The sequence below is a fragment of the Pantoea dispersa genome, from assembly GCF_035783935.1.
Taxonomy (GTDB): domain Bacteria; phylum Pseudomonadota; class Gammaproteobacteria; order Enterobacterales; family Enterobacteriaceae; genus Pantoea; species Pantoea dispersa_C.
The window spans coordinates 19,041-35,415 of record NZ_JALKOV010000018.1 but is presented as its reverse complement, the minus strand read 5'-3'; the positions used below and the strand labels follow the sequence as shown (position 1 = coordinate 35,415).

Sequence of the window (16,375 nt, the reverse complement as noted above, 5' to 3'; positions counted from 1 at the left end):
GTCCGCACTCCACGCTGAATTATCAGACGCCGTCTGAATTTGCAGCGAGCTGGAGAAAGGGTAATTCTGAGAGTGAAGGATCCGACATTACTAACTGAGTTTTGTATTTAATCCGGGGGGCAGGTCACCGGTATGAAGGTAAATCAGGTTTTCCTCAGGAAGTAGGGGGACATGACGTTTAAGCCAGTTCAGCAGCATTTCAACATTCTGCTCTATAGCTGAATTTTCGGGCCATACCAGATAATATCCGTCTCCAGTTGCCACAGCCTCCGGAAATGGAATGGTAAGCAGGCCACTTCTTATAGACTCAGTGCTTAACAGCAGGTCACCGACCGAGACTCCATGCCCACTCAGGGCGGCAAGATTTCCCTGCTCCAGCGTATCAAAAACTTTCCCGCCGCTGATACTAAGTCCAGGAAAATGCCCCGTCCTCTTCAGCCATCTCCGCCAGTCACGACGATCCGGAGAGGGATGGATGAGGTCGCAGTCAGGAAGGGATTCGCGGACACTGACAAGCATTGCCGGCGAACAGACGGGTATCAGCCACTCGCTGAAAAGCAGCCTGCTCTCTGTCCCCTCCCCAAAATGACCGTTGCCGAGCAGAATGGCACAGTCGTAGGGTTCACGGCTAAAATCCACCTCGTCCGTATCCATCCAGATGCTGGTTATCTCTATCCCGGGAGTCCTGTGGTTTTTACGGAAATCGTTGAGCACGTCAAGAAGCCATCTCATGGTAAGCGTTGAGGGTGCTTTAAGGCGCAAAAAATGGCTGTGGCTTTTAAAGGCATTACAGGCCCGCTCTATGCTCATAAACCCCTCGGTAAGCTGTCCGGCAAGGGTGCGTCCCGCCTGACTCACTTTTACTCGCGGCCCATTTCGTCTGAAAAGCTCACAGTCAAACCATGCTTCAAGCGTGCGGATGTGCCTGCTGACTGCACCCGGCGTAATATTGAGTAATTCTGCAGCCTTACTGAATGAGTTCAGCCGCGCGGCAGCCTCAAAAGCCCGTAGTGCATAAAGAGGTGGTAACGACATAATTAATCCTAATGTGAGTTTTAATCACATTAAGCGCGAGTTTTATCCGTTTTTCAACTGCTCCGCGTGGGTAAATAATCCCGTCCGAAAAACTTAACGGAGGGATTATCGTGGAAGGTATGCTTCTCAGGAACGGAGCCATTATCAGACAGTCAGACCTAATGATGATAAGCAGGGATGCCGGCGACGTCTGCCCGGTAAGAGACTGGCCGGTGGATACATTTCGTGACATCGCGGTACGGCTTAACGATAGAGATTTTCCCTGCCTGTTTGCCCGGCATGCATGGAATTCGGAAACTCTGCTGTTTGGGCTGGTGAGTGAGGACAACACCACGGCTGACCTGGTGGCGCTCATGCAGAGTCTGGTGGCACGGACGCATGAGCTGCCGGAAGAAGAAAGGCTTTACAGTCCGCTGCTGCTGATTTTTCAGCACCGCACCCTGAATTCACTTGAAGAAGCTCAGCAGTTTGGATGGCAGCAGCTGCAGAGCCTTCACGATCATGACACACGAGATTGGCCATCACATATTCCGCTAAGCCCTGAAGATAGTGCGTGGTCATTCTGCTTTGGCGGCACAGAGTTCTTTTTTAATGTCAGCTGCCCCGGCCATTCTCAGCTTAGAAGTAGGAATCTGGGAAAGCGGGCTGTCTTCATCGTCAACCCTAGAGCCCATTTCGACATTCTGGCCAGCCAGAATGACCCTAAGGGGATCAAAATCCGGGAGAAAATCCGGACAAGGGTCTGTAATTACAATAACGGTTACGTTCCTTCAGAGCTCGGTTTTTATGGTGATGCGGGCAGTCTTGAATGGAGGCAGTATCAGCTCAGTGAACCTGGCGCCCTGAACCCGTCGCAGTGTCCACTGCGCATACGTAAGGAAAAAAAATTGCAATGAATATGACCCTCCTGAGCGCATACATTTTTTCCGTCATGATGCTGCTGCTCACGCCCGGTCCGGTTGTGGCACTCATCACCGGCACTGCTGCCCGTTACGGATACCGGAGCGCGTTTGCCACCGCCGTCGGGACAAACGGGGCATCCCTCATCCTGATAGCAGTGGCCACACTAATGCTGAGAGGTGTGGTTTCTCTGTCACCGGTCTGGCTGAGTTTTCTCGGGCTATCCGTGTTCACCTGCAAGCGATCGCGTAATTCAGCGTCCACGATGACTAATCGCGCCAGCCTGTCATGGAGTGCTTTTCTGGCCTGCCGAACCGGAACTGAGAGGGCAAAATCATACGGGATGTGGTGGCTGATACCCTGCAGGAATTGCAGTGCCGGCGCAAAGTGAAGGGGGGATGAATCAGCATCAGACTTGCCCGCCAGGGTATCGGCAAGCCTTTGTCGTGCCGCATGTAGCGTCTGCGTCAATTTGCTGTTGAACAGGCCCGATATCCTGCTGGGCAGAATGTACCGATGAATCAGCGCAGCGCAGAGGATGCCGATCGTTATCTCCTGCACCCGGATGATAGCAATGTTAAACACCGAGCCTGGGTCGGATACGGAGGGAAAGCCAATCAGGCTTGTGGTGTAACCGGCCAGTACAAAGGCATAGGCGCGGGGAGTGCGCTCAAGCAGGGATAACCAAAGGCAGAATGTGATCCAGCCTGTCAGCATCGCGCTGCATAAAATGGGCATATTCACAAACATGGGCACGATCAGCACGGTTGCCCCCGCGCCAGCCACCGTGCCTGCAAGACGATAGAGACATCTGCTCAGCGAGGCCCCCACCGACGTTTGCGAAACGATGTAGACGGTGATAATGGCCCAGGAGGGGCGTTCAAGACCAATCGAAAGGGCGATGTAATAGGCGAGCATCGCTGCGGCAAAACTCCTGATGGAATAGAGCAGTGCATGCGCATCGCTCAATAGCAATGGAGTGATTATGTGGCCTGACCAGCGGCGTATTGCGTGCCAAAAAGAGATCATTGTATTCATGCCGAGAATTATTGCCGGTTTGCGCACGTCACTAAATACTCTATTCTGTCAAAAAATATCTAAATGTTGCCAATAACATGACACCCCGACTTGCCAATACGTTGTTTGATCCCGACAGCACGTCGAGCCCCGCAGTCGCTCGTCATATCGATTTCGTTGATTACGCAGCCGAAGTGCCGGTTCATACGCACCGTAAAGGGCAGTTGATTATTGCTCTGTATGGGGCGGTAATTTGTCGTGCGGAAAACAATATCTGGATTGTGCCACCCGATTGCGCAGTGTGGATCCCAGGCGGAGTCCCCCATAGCGCCAAAGCGACCTGGAATGCGCACCTTAACTATCTGTTTATTGAGCCGGGCGCTGCCGCAATGCCGGTGAAATGCTGCACGCTGGCAATTTCCCCCCTGGTTAAAGAGTTAGTTGGTCGCTTAACGAATGAAGGCGTTGATTACGCACAACTGAGTCATGTTGGCAGGCTGACCAGAGTGACGCTCGATGAACTCGTGACCATGCCGCAGCAGAAATTGAGCCTGCCGGTATCAGCTAACCCTAAAATTAGCGCTATGGCCGATGCACTGGTCAGCAATCCAGGCGATCGAAGCACATTCAAAGTCTGGGCAAAGCGACTGGCACTCAGCGAGCGCTCGTTAGCGCGCTTAATGCTGCGTGAAACCGGTCTTACCTTCGGTCGATGGCGTCAGCAACTGCACTTGATTATTGCCCTGCGGGATCTGGCAAGTGGGGTGTCGGTAAAAAACGTGGCAGCAAACTTAGGGTATGAGTCGGTTAACGCGTTTATCACCATGTTCAGAAAAACCATGGGCAGTACGCCAGCGCACTATTTTGCTGTCTGCAAAACGGCGGATTCATAGATTTGTTACAGTGTGCGGCTCTTGATTTACGCGCGGGTAAAAAGCGGGCGAGCTTACAGAGTTGAATGTCTGCTTTGAGCAAAAGTCGGACGTTGCTAACAGTGTTCTGAGTAAATCAATGGAGAGCAGGTCAGTCAACATCTGGCATAAAAGAAGCTTAATGAAACTCCCACGCATAACACTAGAGCTCGCAGAATCATCATCATCTCAATAGAGCTGGAATAAAAGGTGTGACCTGGCTGGCGAAACTTCAGGCAGGCTGGTCCCATTGTGTTACACTCAGGGCAGATATGATTACACACTTCAGCAGATCAGTGCTGCTACTGAAATTAGACATAGATCGTAGACTCCCAATAGCAATAATGCTTGTCCGCCGCGACGGACTCTTATCGCCAGGCAACAGGAAGATTGATATGTTTAGAAGTGAAGAAGAAATGGTCAATGTCGTCATTGGAGAAGCCACATTATTGCTGCTTGAGGACGACGATGTAATCAGCGTGCAAATCTTGGCTCAAAAGCTCAAACAGATGCTTGAAGCTGAGAAAGAGGCAGCTCGTCGTGAAATCATCAGAGAAGCAATCAGGCAGACCGAAAGACTTCTTACCACATCCCAATGTTTCGATAATTACAGTGCTGAAATTAAGCTGTTATTGCGAGAATTGCCTTGCCAGCAGAATATTAGGCTCTAGTAGTTATCGCATCTGTTAGGTTCTGCCTTACTCATTCAGTGTACCCGGCGATTCAGCATCTGAATCGCTTTTATACTATTTTCACGCACATGCCGATCCGCGGTGCTTTTGCTGAGCAGTTCCAGTGCATCTATCACTTCGTCTTTCCCTACGGTGGCTTTCTGGCAGAGCAGTCTGCGGATAATGCTACCAATGAGCTGCAGTGATTTTTTATTATCCTCGCCCAAATCCATAAATCCTCCGATAAACGAAGCAGCAGTAATTATAGCATTTGTCAGAGGGGAGGTAACTGTGTCCGTGTCAGTGAGCTGATAGCTTTCATAAACTATTTGTGGCAAAGAAAGTTTTTAAAAGGGCTAAAATCTATGATTGACTTTCGCGCAAACTGGCCCCCCATGATGCAAGCAATGTCCGCTTCTGGCACAAAGCGGACTGACGGCAGGTCATCCGCTATGAGCGAGAAGCGGACGTCAAAGTGATGGCGACAGGAAAATTCTGCCAAATTAATCATAATAATCCTGTTGCGCCCTTCCTTGGCGCTATAACAGCGTTACGTTAAGTAAGCTCTTTGCGCATAAAAACACTCAACTGATCTGGTTTATACGGGGGGAATGCATCGCATATCTCGTACCCGCATCTGCGATAAAGCGCTATAGCGGGTTGCTGGTGAATACCTGTTTCAAGCTGCAATAGCCGCGAATTTTTTTCTGAAGCAATCCCCTCGATTGCACTGACGATCTGCTCTCCGAGCTTCCTTCCCCGGTATTCCGGTCGAATATAAACCCGCTTAATCTCAGCTGAGCCATCTTCGTGAAATAGCAAAGCACCACAACCTGCAGGAGCATCACCTTCATCACGTACTATCACGCACCGGAGCTGCTCTTCATTGACTGTTGAAAGATCCAGGCAGTGGTTACTTTCTGCAGGGTACAGTTCGCTCTGAAAGGCATCGAGCTCGCTGACCAACCGCGCCAAGTCAGAATCCCCTTTATCAACTTCTGAAATGTTGAACATTCACTATCCTCAATTCAGTTTTAGCTACTGAATCTACCATGCCTGTTCCGACTGTGACGTCTATCCATATTTAACATAAGATTTCTGTTGCGCATGCAGACGATGGGCAAAAAAAAACCGCCATCTTTCATAGCGGGCTGAAAAACAGGGCTCATAATTTGCGAAATCAGTGCCGAAACCAGCAGGAACGGCACCCTTTAAGCTTGGCTGGAAAATCCGTCAGGAGCAAAAAAAGCCCCTATTTCGGGAGCCATGCGTACAAAAGCCCTGGTGTGGGACGAGACCAGTATGGTGTGTACTGCTTGGATACGTGCGAATCTTTTCGCTTTTTTTACAGATCGGCTCTGCCAGTCGCTCAAATTTAACATAACAGTGCTTGGCCGCACCCCCGTAAAGCCCTTCAGCGCGATCCTGACGCGTCCGGGCCGTTTCCGGCACCTTTCTCCCGGCACAAATCCTGAAAAACGCCCCTGATGATTTAGGTGCGTCTGCATGACTATTCAGTGAGAGCTCTTCTTCAAAGATTAATGCTTGCAGATGTTGGATACGTCCGCTCCTGGCACAAATCAGCCCTTGATGAAGATACCTCGCCGCTTCTCTTTACCAGATATCGCAGCTTATCTCACAACTTGTACAGCATGAATTGCCTTTGTACCTCCCTCCTGATCGTCGGGCTGCGCCGTGACTTCACCTTAGCCGGGTCGCTTCGTCCGCAAGGCAGCTTCGCCTCATGACTCACCCGTATCCCGACGTGCGCGGGACATTCAGTCCGCTCTGGCGTCGCGTGCGGCTTGCGCGTCCGCCCCTGTTTGCTCAGCTGGTCGCCCGGCTTTGTGGAGGTCACGGCACCAGAGGGGTGGCCCCTTCATCCAAAGGAGCACAGCAATGTCACGATTCATGCACGGCGACAGCGTACAGGTTATGGGCGGTTTTCCGGACAAAAGCATTGATTTCATTCTCACCGATCCGCCGTACCTGGTCGGCTTTAAAGACCGGTCCGGGCGCACCATTGCGAATGACGTAAACAGCTACTGGGTGCTGTCGGCGAGCCGGGAAATGTACCGGGTGCTGAAAGATAACAGCCTGGCGGTCAGTTTCTACGGCTGGAACCGCGTGGACATGTTCATGCAGGCCTGGAAGGAAGCGGGTTTTCGCGTTGTCGGTCACCTGGTTTTCACCAAGCCCTACGCCTCAAAGTCGGCCTTTGTCGGCTATCAGCATGAAAGTGCATACCTGCTGGCGAAGGGGCGCCCGCCACTGCCGGCAAAACCGCCGCCGGACGTGATGCCATGGGAATACACCGGCATCGCCGCGCTCTGCCAGGCTCGGCTGCCAGATCATGGCCGTGTTCCCGTCCTCCACATAAACTACGGCTCAGGGCGCACACCCAGGGAGTGTCGCAGTTTCAGAATTTACTGCGCCGTCGCCCTTGCCCTTGCCTCTACGTCATAACTGTCGGGCTACCGGGGATTTTTATAAGCCAGACTTCGCTAAGTATTACTGCCTGTCCTGTCAGATATTCCCTGTTGCACTGATAGCCCACCAGCATATTGCCGGGCACGCCTCACAGCCGCATGATAATGCTATCTGCAGCGCTAAAAAATTAGGGGATCAGTAAAAATATTTACACTTAATGTCAGGCGGGCGGCATGCAGATTTCGCAATAAGTTCTATGTTGGGCAGACCAGAGAAATGAGTACCGGTTATTAACATAATAAAAGGCGAAAAAATGATACTAAGTGAGTTTGTATTGAAGGTTAAACATTGGCCTCAGATGCATTTTACAGCAATTGAAAGCGAGCAGCGCAACGCCGTCACCGAGATTTACGCCATCGACTGCACAAACCAGACCAAAAGCCGGCTGCTAATATACCGCACGCCCGATACGCAGCACGCAGCGGCCATGATGGTGCATTTCCGTGCCTGGCTTCAAAAGGCGAACCGCGGCAGAACCCTGCGGCAGGAAAAGTCTGAAGTGCCGGCGAACTTTGTGGTCGCGCAGCATCCGCCTCAGGGGGCCACAGCCTGTTGATCATCCCGGGCCTGCGGGCCCTTTATTAGTTCTAATGCCCCAAATGGCCTCTCGGGTTTCCGGCCAGTCGACGGCTGTGCCCTTAGCTGTGAACAGCGCCCCCTGAAATCAATGACTCCGGCCGCCTCCAGCCACATCCACTCATCCGGTTACCTGATACCCACCGCAATGATGTTGATCTCCAGCGCCGAAAAGCAGCGCAGCACTGCGTTTATCAACGTCTGACGGGGGCCGCAGCGATGAATATTGCGCACGATCCCAGTACCTTTGCGCACGCGGTGTGGCTGCACGTGCGTCTGCAGTGACGGCCCTGCTGGGCCGTCACCTGAGTGACCATGGACAGGCTGATGCCGGCCTGCTATAGCCGGCATGCCACCCTCGTTACGAGTCTCTTCACACTTAAGACACAGAGAAAGAATTCTTCACATTAGATACCGTCACGGCCCTAAACTTAATGTCACCCATTGCCCGTTGATGAAGGTAGCCATGACTGACCGTAACGGTAAAAATGTTAAGGACGACAGAAACGCCGACCACAGCAAGTTGCCCGCGGGCAACCAAATAGGCCACAGGGACAGCGACACCATGAAGCAGAAAGGCGGGAAGTAGTCCCGCGATAATGCCGCTTCTTTCATGAACTGATGTCTGATGGCGTCATGCCTCTCCTGCCTACGAGGCAGCAAAACCTGGTCACGAGGACAAGTTGCATGGCGGCGAAAGAGATATTCCGACCAATCGGGATGTCACCCCGATTACGTAACAGCCTTCGGCGGTTTTTTTGAAGGTATTTATGCGCCCTGTTTACCGCGATAGACTGTATATATCCCCAATAAGCGGAGCGCATCTGAAAAACGAAATTGAAATACAGGACCTGATGCACCAGGCCACTGGGCTGGCCATCAGGCAGTTACTGCAAAGAGACGAATCATTAAGCCTTCACGAGCTAATTGATACGCTTTGGTACCTGAAGGAATCAGGCGGCGATGTGACGATGTGCGAGGCCTGCAGCCGGGCCATCCACTTCTTTGCGGGAAAACTGAACTGGCCACTCGCCTGGACCTGAACCTGGCCTCACACAGCATGACCGCCGGCATCGTCAGGCGTGTGGGTTACGATCAGCTCCAATACATCGCGAAGCACCGTCTGCCTCTGCGCGTCACGCTCGCGCTCAAGCTCACGAATGACGTGCAGGATGAGCGTTTTATTGGACAACTGATCGCCCGAGGCCAGAATCGCCTGAATGGCTGCCTCGAGCTCATTACGCTGTGCCGTCAGTGCCCCGTCATGGTTATGCAGGTGGGCGCGAATAACGGTTACTGAATTTGTATTTTTCATGCTGTGGAAGTCCCTGCCGGAGCAACCTGAGCGGGTGACGGCGCTGGAAGGATTACGTAATTTTTATTGTGTTGACGCGTGAACTACATCAGGTTCGCGCTGCAAGACAGTATCATTATAGGACAGGAAAAAAATGAAATCGCTTCATCAGCCGGACTATATTTATGTGCCTTAAATATCTTTCCCTAGGGCGGGCGGCGGGCGCCCTGCCCTAGGGAATATGGTTAGCTCATTTATTGCCTTCATCAGCCGGCAAATGAATAGTCGCATCGCTACTAAAGCTGTGGTCGTTTGAATCAGTGAGCATCCAGCCCTGATCCGCACCACTGTGAGCGCCCATAGCGCGAAAGTCACTTAACCAGCCTATGGCAGCATTGATACGGTCAATGCGACGGCTGAGCTCCTCAGCTCTTAGCATGCTGTAAAGCTCCGCCAGGAGCGAATCAACGTTTATTTCCTTTTCACGCGCGGCTTCACGCACGGCAAGATTGACTGCTGGTTCACCAATAACTGCGTGACCGGTCATGTCTTCGCTGTACAACACGTTTACACCTCGCTGAATAAATGAAAAAGGAATTACCTCAATCACACATCAATTATAGCAAATGGGATGGCTCGGTTTGAACTATATCTATCGGTGTAGTCTATGGATAAACGAGAGTAAATATACTGAACCTTTTCGTGTTACAATAAGTGATTGATGTGAGGTTTCTTATTTAGTGATCTAACTGTGATCTTTGAGCGATACGGCTAGTAGCGGGAAACGGGAAACGGGATCTGGTGGCTATAAGTGTGACTATTCACGGGAAATGTTTTTACTATGGATAGCTGGAGCATGCTGCCCGTTTCAGATTAACCACAATAGCATGTCATGCTTTAACAGCCAGTCAGTTGCGGTAAGGTGGAAGGAGGCTTTGCGCCATGACGGATGTCCTACACATGGTAATAATAAATATGTCTGGGGATTCCGAGCTTCTTTAATGCAAAGTCAGCCTGGTAAGAGGATTACTCCATTCTCTTTCATTCATTTCGGAAAGAATTGCTGATCACCACAAATATGTTCAAGGGTGAGAGGTAGATGCAGTTGCAAGATGATGAATCAGTAGCTCAGAGTGTATAATATTCATTATATACTGTTATTAACGACATGCATCATCACGCCCGCTAAGAAACATATGGCTTCTTAAAAAATTTTATCATCACAGAATATCGGTTGTAATGCTACATATTCTAAATATTAACCTCGTCGTTAACGACTACAGCTAAATTAATTTTAGATAGTCAGATGATTGGTTCAACCACGCCACGAATATCACGGTGGATGTGAATATGAGTATTAATGGTTGAACACTCATTGTCCGCTTTTACGGCATCATTCTGCGTAGCGTATCATCCCGCATTACGTAGTGATGAAAAATAGCCGCCAGAGCATGCAGGCCAATCAACCAGTAGCCCAGTGGAGCCAGCGTTTCATGCCAGCTGATAAGCATCGAAGCTGTTGCCGGATCGGGCGTTGATGCTACAGGCATATGCAGGCCAAAAAGTGACCACTCTTTACCGCTGAGGTAACGTGACGTCAGACCCAGAACCGGCAGCACAACAAATAGTATATAAAGCAGTGTGTGAACCAGATGAGACATGCCTGTCTGCCAGCGCGCAACTTGTGGGGTAATTGGCGGAGTTGTTTTACGGGTGCGCAGATACAGACGTGCCGCCATAAGTATCATGACGCAAAAACCCGCGGAGAAGTGCGTGATGATGACCGCACTGCGCTGCCACGTCCCCTTTACCGCCAGCCCTCGTAACTCAATTGTCGCGTAAGCCACAATTAGAAGAAAAACCGTCAACCAGTGAAAAAGTATTTGAGATCGTGCGTATTTATTCATCATCAATGAGCTCCCATCAGTTTGTTTTCCTTACCGTAGCTGTTTTTTCTTATGATTAAATTAAGAGAAAACCAGCATTTGCTCTCGTACCCGAGATTGATTCTGATTTGGTTAATTAATCCGCATATATAGCACAGGCTATCAAACTTAGCGCTGGTTATAAGTGGCTAAATTTTAAGGTTTTTTTGTTTTTTTATATGTGGCAGAATAGCGGCCTCTTAAAACTTCACGCTCTAATTTTTGAATTTGCACTCGGAACTCCGTTATGAGCTTTTACGCTGTGATCATTCTGGCTTTTGGCATGTCGATGGATGCCTTTGCCGCCGCTATCGGTAAAGGAGCCTCGCTGCATCGCCCACCTCTAAGAGAGGTGATACGTACTGGTCTGATTTTTGGCGTTATAGAAGCTATCACACCGGTTATCGGCTGGGGCATCGGCCTTGCTGCAAGTCAGTTCATCATGAACTGGGATCACTGGGTTGCGTTTACACTGCTCTTCGTACTGGGCGCTCGAATGATTGTTGAAGGTATGCGCAAAGAAACAGACGAGCCGGAAGAAGCCCCCCGACGCCACGGCTTCTGGTTGCTGGCTACCACGGCAATTGCTACCAGCCTTGATGCGATGGCCGTGGGTGTTGGTCTGGCATTCCTGCAGGTGAATATTGTGGTGACAGCACTGGCGATCGGCGCGGCAACCACTTTTATGGCAGCCAGCGGCATGCTGCTGGGGCGTTTTCTTGGCGCCAGGATTGGCAAATGGGCAGAAATCCTTGGCGGCGTGGTGCTCATTGGCATCGGCAGCTCGATCCTTGTCGAACATCTGGGTTTGCTCAACTAAACACATTCATCTACAACATCTAAGCATTCCAGTGAAAGGCGCGATAATTCCGCGCCTTTTCTGTTACTGCCTGGGTATTGACTCACGTTAAGCGATAACTGGTGATAACAACTGTCGAGCCCTTCCCATGTATTTGACGCTGGTGTATACACCTTCCTCGTCACAGCCGTCATTGCAGGTGCTGGTGTGGTACTTTTCCGGCAACCTGGGGAAAAGACGATGGGTCTGACACGCCACTTTACCGCTGGCGTTGTACTCTCAGCAGCAGCTGCTTAAGCACTCTAACGCCTCAAACACTCAATGATGGCCGTTCTAGCTGACGATGTTACTGGCATAATGCAAATGATGCTGATTCAGCAATACCGAGAGAAGGCAACGATAAAATCAGGGATGCTGGTAGCTATCGGCATTGATATCTTTGTCGACGGAATATCGCCAGGAATTAGCCCTGCTACGGGGGCCAAAACCGGCATCATGCTGCACCTTGCGCTGATACAGGAGATCCTCTTCCCGGGATTGTCGGTGGTGGGTAATTTGAAAACCATGATGGGTAGCACGGAAAAGTGCTGCTCATGCCAGTGGAAGCTATTTATGACAGCGCACCACCTCTGTCACTGTGCCAGCCTTGAGCAGAGCATGAACGGCTTAATAATTCAGGGAACCGATAACTAATTAGTGGAGCTCAACCGGCGCGCAGAATAAATGCGGTAACTTCACCACCGAAATGGTTAATAATTGAACAATCTGCGAAAGCCCTGTTAGCGCGTGGCGGAACATCGTTTATCCACAAGGTTCCGGTGCTGATATGCACGCCGGCTGTGGACAGGACCAGGAGAAATAGGCTTTGCTGCGCGCCGCTTTTATCTGGCCTGAGGCGGAGGAGGAAAAACGTAAGGTCTGTGGCCTGTGCCGTGACTCCACTTTAGACCGGCAGCTGCGCGTTCACGAGATCGCTTCGCTCGCCGTCCTTGCCCGTTCGCACTCGCTCATGCCTGGCTTGCTGCCGCCCATAAGTAAGCCCTCCATGCGAGACCACGGCCATTTGTGGCTTTTTCGTCTGCTCTCTGGAGTTGCGAAAGCTGGAATAAAAGAGACTGTCAAAGCTATCGCCGAGCTCCGATCTTTGAGCGGCACCTTATTCCCACCGGTCCCGGCGGCCATAAGGTGCCAAACAGCAACAGCAACAGCAACAGCAACAGCAAAAGCTGGGGCCCCCTTCGGCTCCCCGGCAAGCCGGGTCGTCGAGCCCTATGTCGCTAAGCGGCAAAGCCGCCAAGCGTCACCGAACCCCTGCGGGTTTCGGCCGCGAGCGGTTTCGGGCTGATGTCCAGGTTCAACGGCTGCAGACGGCTGCGCCGTCGCGTTCACCGTCCCGGCCTGTCGCCGGGACTTTAAGGTCAGTCCGCGGGGCGGCCTGAAACTTCCTTTCTGACGCTTCCCTGCATTCCGGCCAGCCCTTGCGCGGAGGGCTGGTCGTAGCACCGCCGGTTCAGGCAGAAAGGGGTGAAATGTACGCCGCCAAAAACTTTTTGCCGGGGCGTCAAAAACTTTTTGTCGTCGCCCCTTTATGCCTTCACTTCGTCGTTGCTCCTTTGGCCTTGCCGCGAAAGGCCAGACCGGAAAGAGAAAACCCGCGTCAGAGAAGGCCTTTGCCGGTTCCGCAGCACGCGCTGCACTACTCAGCCGGATTTAAGGAGCTATGCCATGCAGAACACCCCCGTAAACGTCACCCCGGATGCGATTACCGATTGCGCGCTGACGAAAATAATGACCAGCCATGATGATCAAAACATCATCGATACCGCCTCAGAATCTATAGCTGCCCGGGTGGAAAAACTGATTGATAACGTTAGTTTTTTCACTCGTCTACAGATTCGTGATGCACAGGGGAATTACGTGATGGCCACTGAGAGTCAGATCCTGGAAGAAGCCGCACGCGCCATTGAGCATCGCTATCCCACCGGGACCTTTTTTGCCTCTGCGGCGGTTTCAGAAGAATTTTTCAGAGCAAAACTTGCCGGCCGCGACCGGGAAATTTTTGCAGTTGCCTTTCTGAATAACCAGCATCAGTTGCTTGCTTACGAGGAGATGTTTCAGGGGTCTGTTTCAAGCGTCGAAGTGCACCCCCGGGTTTTGGTATACAGGGCGCTGCAGCTGAACGCGGTGGCGATAATCGTGAGCCATAATCACCCCTCATTTTTGAAAGAGCCTTCCCGGGCTGACATTGCGATCACAGAACGTTTGAAAAAGGCACTTGAGCTGGTCGCTGTGAGGCTGATTGACCATATCATTGTTGCAGGCAACGAGACTGTTTCACTGGCACAAATGGGGCATATCGACGGTTAAGCCGCTGCGATGACCTTGCTGGCAGGGCTTGACCCTGCCGGATACCGCACCGGCCCGATAAACGGGCCGGATCAGTGACCAGAGACAGAGCTGAATACTATGATCTGAGAAGAAAAATTTACACCCAGTACCCTGCAGGCGTTAACCGGCTGCGATTTTTAAGCATACCGTGAGCGCAGCTTTACTTAACGCGCTGCAGTTGCCTGACAGCTGGCGCATGGACTGTGAAATGCGGGGCGAGTGGGGCGGTGTGTATCCGGTACACTTGCGGCTGACCCGTGCGGATGCCGTCGTGCTGGTCAGCCCGTCAGGCTGTTCGCCGGTATGGCGTGCAATCGTCGCAGACACCCGTACCCGTTGCCGCCTGCGCCTGTACGTCAGCGATCGGCTCGAAGCAGCGGCGCTGCAGGTGATACTTGCAAAAATCGCAGATTACACGCGGGCGGGCTTCACCGGCGCCGGTGAGCTTGTCGCCGCGATTCGGATGGGGAGCACACGGTATGATCCGGACCTCACTGGCACTGGTGCTACTCCTGCAGGTGTAGCCAAACTCTCTATGGGAATATGAACTGACATAGCATTAGAGAAACATCGCATGCATCGCTTCCTAAACCGGGAGATTGTATACAGCAGACCGTCAGCTATGAATGTTCCGTGGAAATTACGCGTTGATAAAATGAACAATATAGTGTGACTTAGTGTCACTCTATGGTAGTCTATGTGTTACTAAGTCACACACCGGAGGGCATATGGCATCAACAAGACTTCGTCAGCAGGGCGGGGCCGTCGTGCTGACCATCCCGAGCGACATTGCAGCACGAGCGGGCTGGACTGTCGGCATCGAGCTGGACGTGACCGCTGAGGGCGAGACCGTAAATATTGTGCCGGTAGCGCGCGTACCGCGTGGTCGACGCACACTGGCACAGCTGCTGGCCGGTATTGATCAGCAGGAAATTCATGGCTATAACGAAGAAACATCTGACTGCCTGAGTGACGCGCCGCAGGGCAGGGAGCATATCTGATGGTTTCAAGGAGGGTGCCGCAGAAGGGCGAAATCTGGTACGTAAACGGCGATCCGGTGGAAGGCCGTGAATTTAAGGGACCGCACTACTACCTGGTAATCTCACAGCGAGAGCTGGTGGCGGCACTGGGAACAGCGGTTTGCGTGCCTGTAACAAGCGGCGGCGGCGCGTCACGCTCGCAGGGTGTGACCGTATATCTGGATGGCAACAGCACGGACACCGGTAAAGTGACCGGCGTAGCGCTGTGCTATCAGCTGCGCTCGCTTGACCTGACTGCGCGCAGAGCAAGTTATGCCGCTACGGTTGAGCCACATGTTATGGATGAAATATTGTCGCTGGTGGTTGATCTTATCGATCCGCGTTAATCAATGTAGAGCTTAAAACGTAGCCTGCTGTTGAAGAATAAGATTATTGATTCTGGATATATGTCCTGAAGGGCGACAGGAAAAATATTTTTTCATCACGGTCAGGGCTAACTGGTACATCACCTTCTAATTCAAGGACGGTGATACTTATATTCTCAACCTGGAGGATTATCACTGATGGGCATGCTCAATCCTCCGCATCCTGGCGGCCTGATCACCGAGTACATTGAAGACAATAATATTGGCCTGCGCGTAATGGCGAAAGAGCTGGGCGTGTCCGCTTCGTCGTTGAGCAAGGTCGCCAGCGGTAAGGCTTCTGTCAGTCCGGAAATGGCGGTGCGGCTGGAGGCGGGGCTGGGTATTGCGGCGCGTCTCTGGTTATCCATGCAGATAGCCTGCGATCTGCACAAGGCACGTGCTAATACGGACGTTTCAGGCGTACACCTGCACCCGGGCGTGCTGGCTGCTCCTACAGAGGAACGGCCGGGCAAATAGTCCCGGCAACTGATGCCCGCAGACCGCGCCACCTGGCGCGGTTTTTTTTGGATTTTCTGCCAGCATCTGAACAGCAACACCGACACCCTGCGGGCCGGGAAAAGCCGGTGCTGGCGCACCGGCCATCACCGCCTGGCCGCTGATGCCCTTCACGCGTTTAATGGATTCGGAGTCGTCAGTTCTCTGTTCAGATGTTTCAGCCTGCCGCCGGTAAGGCGCATTAACAGCAACAGCAACAGCAACAGGAACAGCAACAGCAGGGGCCCCCTTCGGCTCCCCGGCAAGCCGGGTCGTAGAGCCCTATGTCGCTAAGCGGCAAAGCCGCCAAGCGCCACCGAACCCCTGCGGGTTTCGGCCGCGAGCGGTTTCGGGCTGATGTCCAGGGTCAACGGCTGCAGACGGCTGCGCCGTCGCGTTCACCGTCCCGGCCAGTCGCCGGGACTCTGAGGTCAGTCCGCGGGGCGGCCTGAAACTTCCCTACTGACGCTTCCCTGCATTCCGGCCAGCC

General features: G+C 52.2%; 17 protein-coding genes and 3 pseudogenes. 13 read left to right on the top strand and 7 right to left on the bottom strand.

What is annotated here, in order from left to right:
* Positions 1 to 90 precede the first annotated feature (90 nt).
* Positions 91 to 1,035 carry a LysR substrate-binding domain-containing protein gene (locus MXF20_RS22715; protein ID WP_325971580.1) on the bottom strand — a complete coding sequence of 315 codons (945 nt, stop codon included), beginning with the start codon at positions 1,033 to 1,035 and terminating at the stop codon, positions 91 to 93.
* Between the two features lie 119 nt (positions 1,036 to 1,154).
* Between MXF20_RS22715 and MXF20_RS22710 the strand changes: the two genes are divergently transcribed.
* Together MXF20_RS22710 and MXF20_RS22705 are read left to right on the top strand one after the other, a co-directional pair.
* On the top strand, positions 1,155 to 1,931 hold the full coding sequence (locus MXF20_RS22710) for a YqcI/YcgG family protein (protein WP_325971582.1): 777 nt from the start codon (positions 1,155 to 1,157) through the stop codon (positions 1,929 to 1,931).
* Positions 1,928 to 2,158: pseudogene (locus tag MXF20_RS22705) on the top strand (LysE family translocator); the annotation flags it as partial. The gene MXF20_RS22710 and the pseudogene MXF20_RS22705, both read left to right, overlap by 4 nt.
* 7 nt (positions 2,159 to 2,165) lie before the next feature.
* Here MXF20_RS22705 and MXF20_RS22700 read toward each other — a convergent pair.
* Positions 2,166 to 2,964 (bottom strand): annotated as a pseudogene (locus MXF20_RS22700) (FUSC family protein); the annotation flags it as partial.
* A gap of 86 nt (positions 2,965 to 3,050) precedes the next feature.
* Between MXF20_RS22700 and MXF20_RS22695 the strand changes: the two are divergent.
* Both MXF20_RS22695 and MXF20_RS22690 read left to right on the top strand, forming a co-directional pair.
* Positions 3,051 to 3,845, top strand: a complete 795-nt coding sequence (locus tag MXF20_RS22695) for a helix-turn-helix transcriptional regulator (protein WP_325971579.1) — start codon at positions 3,051 to 3,053, stop codon at positions 3,843 to 3,845.
* A 413-nt stretch (positions 3,846 to 4,258) separates the two neighbouring features.
* Positions 4,259 to 4,534 carry a hypothetical protein gene (locus tag MXF20_RS22690; protein ID WP_058758733.1) on the top strand — a complete coding sequence of 92 codons (276 nt, stop codon included), beginning with the start codon at positions 4,259 to 4,261 and terminating at the stop codon, positions 4,532 to 4,534.
* Between the two features lie 35 nt (positions 4,535 to 4,569).
* On the opposite strand, the gene MXF20_RS22685 is transcribed toward MXF20_RS22690, so the two are convergent.
* Both MXF20_RS22685 and MXF20_RS22680 read right to left on the bottom strand, forming a co-directional pair.
* Positions 4,570 to 4,767, bottom strand: coding sequence for a hypothetical protein (locus MXF20_RS22685; RefSeq protein WP_325971578.1), 198 nt, complete (start codon positions 4,765 to 4,767; stop codon positions 4,570 to 4,572).
* A 322-nt stretch (positions 4,768 to 5,089) separates the two neighbouring features.
* Positions 5,090 to 5,548, bottom strand: a complete 459-nt coding sequence (locus MXF20_RS22680; RefSeq protein WP_325971577.1) for a GNAT family N-acetyltransferase — start codon at positions 5,546 to 5,548, stop codon at positions 5,090 to 5,092.
* 885 nt (positions 5,549 to 6,433) lie between these two features.
* On the opposite strand from MXF20_RS22680, the pseudogene MXF20_RS22675 reads away from it, so the two are divergent.
* Together MXF20_RS22675 and MXF20_RS22670 are read left to right on the top strand one after the other, a co-directional pair.
* Positions 6,434 to 6,853: pseudogene (locus MXF20_RS22675) on the top strand (DNA methyltransferase); the annotation flags it as partial.
* Between the two features lie 424 nt (positions 6,854 to 7,277).
* On the top strand, positions 7,278 to 7,580 hold the full coding sequence (locus tag MXF20_RS22670) for a hypothetical protein (RefSeq protein WP_058777940.1): 303 nt from the start codon (positions 7,278 to 7,280) through the stop codon (positions 7,578 to 7,580).
* Positions 7,581 to 8,651: 1,071 nt separating this feature from the next.
* On the opposite strand, the gene MXF20_RS22665 is transcribed toward MXF20_RS22670, so the two are convergent.
* The 3 genes from MXF20_RS22665 to cybB form a co-directional block, all read right to left on the bottom strand.
* Positions 8,652 to 8,915, bottom strand: a complete 264-nt coding sequence (locus MXF20_RS22665) for a biofilm development regulator YmgB/AriR family protein (protein WP_325971576.1) — start codon at positions 8,913 to 8,915, stop codon at positions 8,652 to 8,654.
* 229 nt (positions 8,916 to 9,144) lie between these two features.
* Positions 9,145 to 9,459 carry a hypothetical protein gene (locus MXF20_RS22660; protein ID WP_325971575.1) on the bottom strand — a complete coding sequence of 105 codons (315 nt, stop codon included), beginning with the start codon at positions 9,457 to 9,459 and terminating at the stop codon, positions 9,145 to 9,147.
* Positions 9,460 to 10,279: 820 nt separating this feature from the next.
* Entirely contained in the window at positions 10,280 to 10,804 is a 525-nt protein-coding gene (cybB, locus tag MXF20_RS22655) for a cytochrome b561 (RefSeq protein ID WP_325971574.1), read from the bottom strand.
* Positions 10,805 to 11,066: 262 nt separating this feature from the next.
* Here cybB and mntP point away from each other — a divergent pair, with 262 nt between their 5' ends.
* From mntP to MXF20_RS22625, 7 genes are all read left to right on the top strand, one after another.
* Positions 11,067 to 11,639 carry a manganese efflux pump MntP gene (gene mntP, locus MXF20_RS22650; protein WP_325971573.1) on the top strand — a complete coding sequence of 191 codons (573 nt, stop codon included), beginning with the start codon at positions 11,067 to 11,069 and terminating at the stop codon, positions 11,637 to 11,639.
* Positions 11,640 to 11,981: 342 nt separating this feature from the next.
* Positions 11,982 to 12,311: a hypothetical protein gene (locus MXF20_RS22645; protein WP_325971572.1), complete on the top strand. Its 330-nt coding sequence runs from the start codon at positions 11,982 to 11,984 to the stop codon at positions 12,309 to 12,311.
* Between the two features lie 1,032 nt (positions 12,312 to 13,343).
* The gene (locus MXF20_RS22640; RefSeq protein ID WP_325971571.1) at positions 13,344 to 13,985 is read left to right on the top strand and encodes a JAB domain-containing protein; all 642 of its coding nucleotides are present in this window, start codon (positions 13,344 to 13,346) and stop codon (positions 13,983 to 13,985) included.
* 169 nt (positions 13,986 to 14,154) lie between these two features.
* Positions 14,155 to 14,553 (top strand): conjugation system SOS inhibitor PsiB family protein, encoded by a 399-nt coding sequence (locus MXF20_RS23480; RefSeq protein WP_058776662.1) that lies wholly within the window; start codon positions 14,155 to 14,157, stop codon positions 14,551 to 14,553.
* 181 nt (positions 14,554 to 14,734) lie between these two features.
* Positions 14,735 to 15,007 (top strand): antitoxin, encoded by a 273-nt coding sequence (locus MXF20_RS22635; protein WP_325971570.1) that lies wholly within the window; start codon positions 14,735 to 14,737, stop codon positions 15,005 to 15,007.
* Complete coding sequence (locus tag MXF20_RS22630; RefSeq protein WP_058759219.1) at positions 15,007 to 15,372, top strand: type II toxin-antitoxin system PemK/MazF family toxin; 366 nt, start codon at positions 15,007 to 15,009, stop codon at positions 15,370 to 15,372. Before MXF20_RS22635 ends, MXF20_RS22630 begins: the two co-directional genes overlap by 1 nt.
* A 177-nt stretch (positions 15,373 to 15,549) precedes the next feature.
* A complete protein-coding gene (locus tag MXF20_RS22625; RefSeq protein WP_058776659.1) occupies positions 15,550 to 15,867 on the top strand; it encodes a HigA family addiction module antitoxin in 318 nt (105 codons plus the stop codon).
* Positions 15,868 to 16,375 lie beyond the last annotated feature (508 nt).

Coding starts and splice junctions, on each gene's coding strand:
- MXF20_RS22715 (WP_325971580.1), bottom strand. CDS start 1,035: ATGTCGTTACCACCTCTTTATGCACTACGGGCTTTTGAGGCTGCCGCG.
- MXF20_RS22710 (WP_325971582.1), top strand. CDS start 1,155: ATGCTTCTCAGGAACGGAGCCATTATCAGACAGTCAGACCTAATGATG.
- MXF20_RS22695 (WP_325971579.1), top strand. CDS start 3,051: ATGACACCCCGACTTGCCAATACGTTGTTTGATCCCGACAGCACGTCG.
- MXF20_RS22690 (WP_058758733.1), top strand. CDS start 4,259: ATGTTTAGAAGTGAAGAAGAAATGGTCAATGTCGTCATTGGAGAAGCC.
- MXF20_RS22685 (WP_325971578.1), bottom strand. CDS start 4,767: ATGGATTTGGGCGAGGATAATAAAAAATCACTGCAGCTCATTGGTAGC.
- MXF20_RS22680 (WP_325971577.1), bottom strand. CDS start 5,548: ATGTTCAACATTTCAGAAGTTGATAAAGGGGATTCTGACTTGGCGCGG.
- MXF20_RS22670 (WP_058777940.1), top strand. CDS start 7,278: ATGATACTAAGTGAGTTTGTATTGAAGGTTAAACATTGGCCTCAGATG.
- MXF20_RS22665 (WP_325971576.1), bottom strand. CDS start 8,915: ATGAAAAATACAAATTCAGTAACCGTTATTCGCGCCCACCTGCATAAC.
- cybB (WP_325971574.1), bottom strand. CDS start 10,804: ATGATGAATAAATACGCACGATCTCAAATACTTTTTCACTGGTTGACG.
- mntP (WP_325971573.1), top strand. CDS start 11,067: ATGAGCTTTTACGCTGTGATCATTCTGGCTTTTGGCATGTCGATGGAT.
- MXF20_RS22645 (WP_325971572.1), top strand. CDS start 11,982: ATGATGCTGATTCAGCAATACCGAGAGAAGGCAACGATAAAATCAGGG.
- MXF20_RS22640 (WP_325971571.1), top strand. CDS start 13,344: ATGCAGAACACCCCCGTAAACGTCACCCCGGATGCGATTACCGATTGC.
- MXF20_RS22635 (WP_325971570.1), top strand. CDS start 14,735: ATGGCATCAACAAGACTTCGTCAGCAGGGCGGGGCCGTCGTGCTGACC.
- MXF20_RS22630 (WP_058759219.1), top strand. CDS start 15,007: ATGGTTTCAAGGAGGGTGCCGCAGAAGGGCGAAATCTGGTACGTAAAC.
- MXF20_RS22625 (WP_058776659.1), top strand. CDS start 15,550: ATGGGCATGCTCAATCCTCCGCATCCTGGCGGCCTGATCACCGAGTAC.